Origin of the sequence: Cyanobacterium sp. T60_A2020_053, from assembly GCA_015272165.1 — a bacterium.
GTDB lineage: Bacteria > Cyanobacteriota > Cyanobacteriia > Cyanobacteriales > Cyanobacteriaceae > Cyanobacterium.
In genome coordinates this window covers 1-7,918 of sequence record JACYMF010000068.1, presented here as the reverse complement: position 1 = coordinate 7,918, position 7,918 = coordinate 1, and the positions used below count along the sequence as shown (strand labels likewise).

4 protein-coding genes and 2 rRNA genes are annotated in these 7,918 nt (G+C 41.9%); all 6 read left to right on the top strand.

Annotation, left to right across the window (positions count from 1 at the left end; genetic code table 11):
• Positions 1–315, top strand: a 23S ribosomal RNA gene (locus tag IGQ45_10070); the annotation flags it as partial.
• A gap of 50 nt (positions 316–365) precedes the next feature.
• Positions 366–483 (top strand): 5S ribosomal RNA (rrf, locus tag IGQ45_10065).
• A 151-nt stretch (positions 484–634) separates the two neighbouring features.
• Entirely contained in the window at positions 635–2,812 is a 2,178-nt protein-coding gene (locus IGQ45_10060) for a phosphoketolase (GenBank protein ID MBF2057542.1), read from the top strand.
• 246 nt (positions 2,813–3,058) lie between these two features.
• Entirely contained in the window at positions 3,059–3,790 is a 732-nt protein-coding gene (locus tag IGQ45_10055; GenBank protein MBF2057541.1) for a heme oxygenase (biliverdin-producing), read from the top strand.
• A 400-nt stretch (positions 3,791–4,190) separates the two neighbouring features.
• Positions 4,191–5,009: a cyanophycinase gene (locus IGQ45_10050; protein ID MBF2057540.1), complete on the top strand. Its 819-nt coding sequence runs from the start codon at positions 4,191–4,193 to the stop codon at positions 5,007–5,009.
• A 236-nt stretch (positions 5,010–5,245) separates the two neighbouring features.
• Positions 5,246–7,867, top strand: coding sequence for a cyanophycin synthetase (gene cphA / locus IGQ45_10045; protein MBF2057539.1), 2,622 nt, complete (start codon positions 5,246–5,248; stop codon positions 7,865–7,867).
• The last annotated feature ends 51 nt before the right edge of the window (positions 7,868–7,918 follow it).

Genomic DNA, 7,918 nt, shown 5'->3' with positions numbered 1-7,918 from the left:
GTGAGCTGGGTTCAGAACGTCGTGAGACAGTTCGGTCCATATCCGGTGCAGGCGTGAGAGTATTGAGAGGAGCCTTCCTTAGTACGAGAGGACCGGGAAGGACGTACCGCTGGTGTACCAGTTATTGTGCCAACAGTAAACGCTGGGTAGCCAAGTACGGAGTGGATAACCGCTGAAAGCATCTAAGTGGGAAGCCCACCTCAAGATGAGTACTCTGGTGTAAGGTCACGGGAAGAACACCCGTTTATAGGCACAAGGTGGAAGTGCAGTAATGTGCGGAGCCGAAGTGTACTAACAGACCGTCAGCTTGACCTCCTATCTTGATTCATCTATACAGTCTTGAGGGTTTATTCCTCGCAATTTTGACAGGTGTATGTAGCACGGTGGAACCACTACGACCCCATCCCGAACTCGTGGGTGAAACATTGTAGCGGCGACGATACTTAGGGGGTAGCCCCTCGGGACAATAGTTCTATGCCTGTCTTCATCATTCTAAAAGCGCCCCTCTGCGGGTGCCTTTTTTTTGACTATTTATATTTATCTATGAATAATGTAAAAAATATTGATTAGAATATATAGTTCAAAAATGGAAAAATGGTGAGACAATAGAAATTATTGAGCTCATCAATTATTTATGACTAACAGAGAATTTTATCAAGGAATACAGTATTTTCAAGAAGAGTTACCCTATTTTCAAAAATATGGACAACAAAGTGCCATTGCTGAAGGTGAAAAACGAATTGAGTCTGTAGATGATCAGGCCATATATCAGACATTATTAGGAGCAGATGCGTTACGTTATTTAACTTTACATATCACGGCTAGTAAGGAATCTGGGCATCCGGGAGGCTTTGCTAGTAGTGCTGACGTAATCGCCTCTTTGGTGATGTTAGGACATAAAAATTTAATTACTGAGGTTGGACATCACGCGCCAGGTTATTATAGTGCGGTGTTTTTAGATCAATCCTTGGAAAGCATGGGCATTTACACAGTGGAAGAATTAAGCGCCCGCTTCCGTGAAATGCACGGGTTGTTAGGACATTTATCGGGTCAAATTCCGGGACTATTAAGTCCAGCAGGTCCTTTGGGACAAGGGCAACATTTTGCTATGGCAGGAGCAAAACTACACCCGGGGGTATTATTCCCTGTGACTATCGGTGATGGTGGTTTAGGTGAACCTTATATCATGAGTAGTTTCGGTCATTTTAACACAGCATACCCTGAGATAACTAATTTTTTACCGATTCTTGTTTGGAATGGTTATTCTCAAGAGCATCATAGTATGGTTTCCACCAAATCCAATGAGGAAATGATTTCTTATTGGCGTGGTAATGGCTTTGCTGAAGTAATATTGGTAAATGCGAAAGATTTTGATGACAGCAACCAAGAGGGTGATTATGTGGACAGTACCCAATTCTCTTTTGAGAATCGTTTAGCCTTCACGAAAGCAGTTTTAGAAGCCACAGATAAAGCCAGTCAATCTGCTCTTAATGGCACTTTAACGGTGTTAATCATTAAACAATTGAAAGGGGCTGGGGTGCATAAAACTGGTTCTCAATCCCATAATCTTTATCCGGGGGATAGTCTTGATAAGGATTATATCATTTCTGCATTACAGGGAAGGGCATTGAGTAAATCGGCATGGGAGTTAGTACGTACTAACTTTGTTCGTTCTAATGGCGGTCCTAATGTGGCAGTAGCCGTCACTGAAAAAGAATTGCCTTTAGCTGATTTGGGGACTTTGCCCATGACTGAATATAATGTGGGAGGGGATCGGAAAGTTGCTACTACTGCGATGGGAGAAATGGTAGTTCATGTTGGCAAAAATGATCCTCATTTTTTGGTAACGAATGCTGACGGTAATGCGGCATCGGGAATCAATAATATTAATGTTGGTTTAAAAATCGTTCACCCTACCACCGATGAAATTTATTTTCAACAGCCTCAAGGACAAGTTTATGAGCCTTTGAGTGAGGATGCGTGCGCTGGTTTGGCGGTGGCTCAAGCCTTATTCGGCGCCCGTACGTTATGGTGTTCTTATGAGTCTTTTGCGATCAATGGTTTACCTATTTGGCAGACTGTGACTCAAGCCATGGCAGAATTGAGAAGGGAAACCCCTTCTACTATTACTTTATTTACGGCAGGGGCGCTGGAGCAAGGGCGCAATGGTTGGACTCATCAACGCCCGGAAATCGAAAACTATTTCGCTGGTATGATGCGCAATGGTAATATTTTTCCTCTTTTTCCTTGTGATGCTAATAGTATTCAGGAATGCTATCGGTGGGCGCTGAATACCAGAAATAAAGGGATTACCATTACTGCTAGTAAGTCTCCTTTACCTATCCGCACTACTTTTGAGCAAACTCAAGAGGCTTTGGCTAAAGGTGCTGTAATTTTACATGAGTCTGAGGGAGATAAAAAAATCGTTTTTGCTGTCATTGGTGATATGACTTTAATCCCCGTTTTTGAAGCCACTCAAATTTTAGAATCTTTGGGGTATGGAGTGCGCATTGTCTCAGTTATTAATCCACGCCGTTTATATCGCCCGACAGATGTGGCTTGGGATACTTGCACCGCTTCTGATGGTGAATTTTTAGATGATACTGGTTTTGAAAGTCTATTTGGTGGGGATGGTTTAATTGGTGTGACTGGTGGCACGAGCGCTATGTTAGAACCGATTATGTTGCGTAGTAATGCACCCCGTGACGTTTTTGCGTGGAAACGAGGAGAAACTACTGCCAGCGCCCCTCAACTCATGGCATTTAATGGAATTACTGCTGAGGCTTTAGTTAATCGAGTTAAACAGTTTTAAGCATAGCTGTAAAGGTGTCAGGTATCGGGTGTTAGGTATTAGGTTTGAAAATTACACCTGCAACCTGAAACCTTTGCCCTTCACCTCAATACACCACTTTTTCAGCAACCCCTAGGTAAAGATTGAATTGTAATGAAACTTAATGGAAAATGACATAAATTCAGTTTAATCTAAGAAACTAAGCAATAAAATTGTCTTTGTAAATTTTTATAAACAGAATCTTAATAAATTAGGAATAGGTTAAATATGAGCATAAATCTAGCTACCATGTTGAGAGAAGGCACAAAAAAATCTCATTCTATGGCAGAAAATATGGGATTTATTAAATGCTTTTTAAAAGGGGTTGTAGAAAAAAACTCTTATCGTAAATTAGCAGCAAATCTTTACTTTGTTTACAGCGCCATGGAAGAAGAAATGGAGCGTCTCAAAGAGCATCCCCTTGTCAGTAAAATTTATTTTCCTGAACTTAATCGCCAAGAAAGTTTAGCCCAGGACCTACAATTCTATTATGGTGCTAACTGGAAAAATGAAATATCCATCAGTGTTTCTGGTCAAGCCTACGTTGATAGAATCAGAGCAATTGCTCAAAATGAGCCAGAATTATTTGCAGCGCACTCCTACACTCGTTATTTAGGAGACCTTTCGGGAGGACAAATTCTTAAAAATATAGCTCAAAAAGCAATGAATTTAGATTCACAAGGCACAGCGTTTTATGAATTTGAAGCTATTGACGATGAAAAAGCCTTCAAAAATAAATATCGTGCGGCATTAAATGATTTTCCAGTAGATCAAGAAACTGCCGAGAAAATTGTTCAGGAGGCAAACGATGCTTTTGCTATGAATATGAAATTATTTCAAGAATTAGAAGGTAATTTAGTGATGGCAATTGGTAAAATGTTATTCAATAGTTTAACTAGCCGTCGTCGTCGTGGTAGCACTGAAAATAGAGCAGATGCAGAGTTAGCTACCGCAGAATAATCTTAATTTCTCCGTTTTGATTTAATTCCCCCTGTCTTTCTGGCAGGGTTTTTTTGTGAGGGGAGGTGCGTCAGGCTTCGGGTGTCAGGTTTCAGGTGAAATGTTTATAAATTAAAGGGTTAAGCCAAATCGTTATTTTTCACAAATTCCTAGTTATCCTAAAGTATTTGATTTATAAGCATTGAAACCTTTGCCCCTTGCCCTTTTAACTTTGCCCTTTTAAAACCTTTTCCCTTCCCATTGTAATTGTCCATTTTTATCAACCTCTACTTGTGACTTTTTACTTGATAAACCGTGATATGTGACAAATTTAACCATAAAATAGTGAAAAGGATTATATAATGAACATTTTTGAAAGTCAAAAGTGTAGATCAAATTAGCAAGAGAATCAAACATCAACATGAAGCAATATCAAAGAAGTTCCGTGCTAGTCATTGGCGGTGCCGAAGATAAAGTGCATGGCAGGGAAATATTACAAACCTTTTGGCACTGTGCGGGGGGCGCTGATGCTATTATCGGGATTATTCCCTCAGCTTCACGAGAACCAACTATTATTGGAGAGCGTTATATCTCCATTTTTAATGATATGGGGGTTAAAGAGCTTAAAGTTTTAGACGTGCGCGATCGCACACAGGGAGAAGATAAAACCTATCAAGAGTATGTGGAAAACTGCACGGGAATTTTCATGACAGGGGGAGATCAACTGCGTCTTTGCGGTTTATTAGCTGATACCCCTCTGATGGAAAGAATTCGTCAAAGGGTGAAATTAGGTGAAATTGCTCTTGCTGGAACAAGTGCCGGTGCAGCAGTTATGGGTCATCATATGATCGCAGGTGGTAGTAGCGGAGAATCTCCCAATCGAGCTTTAGTTGATATGGCAATGGGTTTAGGGTTTATTCCTGAAGTCATTGTAGATCAACATTTTCACAATCGCAATCGGATGTCACGATTATTGAGTGCGCTCTCTAATCATCCTGAACGTTTAGGCATCGGTATTGATGAAGATACCTGCGCCCTTTTTACTCCCGATCATCATCTGGAAGTGGTCGGAAAAGGTACTGTTACCGTTGTAGATGCCCAAGCAATGAATTATACCAATCAAGGTAAAATAGAAGCGGAAGCGCCCCTCGCCCTGCATAATTTAAGGGTTCATATTCTTTGTCATGGAGATCGTTATAATCGCAAAACCCATCAACCTAGCCCGGCTGTTGTCGATTAAATGGACAAGGAGACAGGGGGAAGGGGAAGCAGAGGGGAAAGGGAGAAAGGGAGAAAAAATTTAGAATTTAGAATTTAGAATTTAGAAAACAATTACTTCTGCATTCCTTCCATTATGCATTATCAATTGTCCATTAACTTAACATAATGTTCATGTTGAACAGTTAAAGTAACCAAATAAACGAGATCATTAATAATGGCTCTTTAGTTAAAGTAGCGTCTAAAATCAGAAATAGCATGAAAATCCTCAAAACTCAGACCCTTAGAGGTCCTAACTATTGGAGTATCCGCCGTCCAAAACTTGTACAAATGCGTCTTGACTTGGAAGATGTCGCTGACAAACCATCAAATTTAATACCCGGATTTTATGAAGGATTAGTACAAGTATTACCCAGTCTAATTGAACATTTTTGTTCACGAGACCATCGAGGCGGTTTTCTGGAAAGAGTCCAAGAAGGGACATATATGGGTCACATTATTGAACACATTGCCCTCGAACTTCAAGAATTAGCAGGAATGCCTGTGGGGTTTGGGCGCACGAGAGAAACTAGCACTTCCGGAGTTTATAATGTTGTCTTTGAGTATGTGTATGAGGAAGCCGGGCGCTATGCTGGAAGAGCTGCCGTAAGACTATGCAATTCTATTATCAATACTGGGAGCTATTCCCCCGAAGAATTGGCTCAAGATATTTCTGACTTAAACGATTTGAGAGCAAACTCTGCTCTAGGTCCTTCCTCCGAAACCATTATCAAAGAAGCTGAAACTCGCTCTATCCCTTGGATGATGTTAAGCGCCCGTGCGATGGTACAGTTAGGGTATGGGGTAAATCAAAGACGTATTCAAGCAACTCTCAGCAGTAACACAGGTATTTTAGGAGTAGAGTTAGCTTGTGATAAGGAAGGCACAAAAACCACCCTCAGAGATGCTGGGATTCCTGTGCCTAGGGGTACAGTAATTTACTATTTAGATGAGTTGGAGGGCGCTGTTGAGGATGTGGGGGGTTATCCCATCGTGATTAAACCTTTAGACGGGAATCATGGTCGAGGTATCACCATTGACGTTAATAGTTGGGAAGACGCAGAAGAAGCCTACGAAGTTGCCAGTGCTGCTTCAAAAACTCGCTCGGTAATTGTGGAAAGATTTTATAAAGGCAATGATCATCGTTTATTGGTCATCAACGGCAAATTGGTAGCTGTGGCGGAAAGAATCCCAGCGCTCGTCACCGGTGACGGAAAATCCACCATAGAAAAACTAATCGACCAAACAAACCTTGATCCTAACCGTGGGGATGGTCATGATAATGTTTTAACTAGGATTAGCGTGGATCGTACTTCTTTGGAGGTTTTGAAAAGACAAGGTTTCACCATTGCCACAGTACTACCACAAGGAGAAGTGGCTTATTTACGAGCTACGGCTAATCTTAGCACTGGGGGCATCGCCATTGATCGCACTGATGATATTCACCCTCAAAATGTCTGGATTGCAGAGCGTGCTGCCAAAATTATTGGTTTAGATATTGCCGGTATTGATGTTGTTACCCCTGACATTACTAAACCCCTGTCAGAAGTAGATGGGGTTATTGTCGAGGTGAATGCAGCGCCCGGGTTTAGGATGCACGTTGCGCCTTCTCAAGGTTTACCACGCAATGTGGCAGCGCCCGTCATCGATATGCTATACCCAGATCATCAATCCAGCCGGATTCCCATCCTAGCGGTAACAGGTACGAACGGCAAAACTACCACCACGAGATTACTTGCCCATCTCTACCGTCAAACGGGGAAAGTAGTCGGTTATACCAGCACTGATGGTATTTACCTTGGGGAATATATGGTGGAAAAAGGTGATAATACTGGTCCTCTGAGTGCTGGAGTGATTTTGCGTGATCCCACTGTGGAAGTAGCGGTTTTGGAGTGTGCCAGAGGGGGGATTTTACGCTCTGGTTTAGCATTTGATACCTGTGATGTGGGAGTTGTCCTCAATGTGGCAGCGGATCATCTTGGTTTAGGGGATATTGATACTATTGAACAAATGGCAAGGGTTAAAGGCGTTATTGCTGAGACTGTTAATGCTGAAGGTTACGCTGTTCTCAATGCAGATGATCCTCTGGTAGCACGAATGGCTCAAAATGTCAAGGGTAAAGTTGCTTATTTTTCCATGACTGACAAAAACCCTATTATTATCGATCATTTACGCCGTGATGGTATTGCCGCCATTTACGAAAATGGTTATCTATCCATTTATGAAGGGGAATGGACTTTAAGAATTGAGAAAGCGGAAAATATCCCCGTTACCATGAAAGGCATGGCTCCATTTATGATTGCTAATGCTTTGGCGGCTTGTTTGGCTGCCTTTGTCAATGGGGTGGACATTGAGTTAATTCGTCAAGGGGTGCGCACTTTTAACCCCGGCGCCCTCCAAACTCCCGGTAGAATGAATTTATTTGACCTCGATAATTATTCCGTTTTGGTGGATTATGCCCATAATCCGGCTGGTTATGAGGCGGTGGGCGCTTTTGTTCGGAACTGGAATGGCGATCGCCTCGGTGTTGTCGGTGGTCCGGGTGACAGAAGAGATGAGGATTTGATCCTCCTCGGTAAAATTGCTGCCCAAACTTTTGATCATATCATTGTTAAGGAAGATGACGATAATCGAGGTAGGGAGAGGGGCGCTGTGGCTGATTTAATAGTTAAGGGTATTGTGGAGCAAAATCCTGAAGCCTCTTACGATGTAATTCTTGATGAAATCAAAGCAGTGGAAACGGGTTTGGCAAAAGTCAAAAAAGATGGTTTAGTGGTCATTTTTCCTGAAAGTGTCTCTCGTATCATTACCATGATTGAACAATATCAAAATAGTAACTGACGTTACGCACTGATTCAAATGTTACGTTAAGGGAGGTTTCAGGTAGCAGGT

Coding starts and splice junctions, on each gene's coding strand:
- IGQ45_10060 (MBF2057542.1), top strand. CDS start 635: ATGACTAACAGAGAATTTTATCAAGGAATACAGTATTTTCAAGAAGAG.
- IGQ45_10055 (MBF2057541.1), top strand. CDS start 3,059: ATGAGCATAAATCTAGCTACCATGTTGAGAGAAGGCACAAAAAAATCT.
- IGQ45_10050 (MBF2057540.1), top strand. CDS start 4,191: ATGAAGCAATATCAAAGAAGTTCCGTGCTAGTCATTGGCGGTGCCGAA.
- cphA (MBF2057539.1), top strand. CDS start 5,246: ATGAAAATCCTCAAAACTCAGACCCTTAGAGGTCCTAACTATTGGAGT.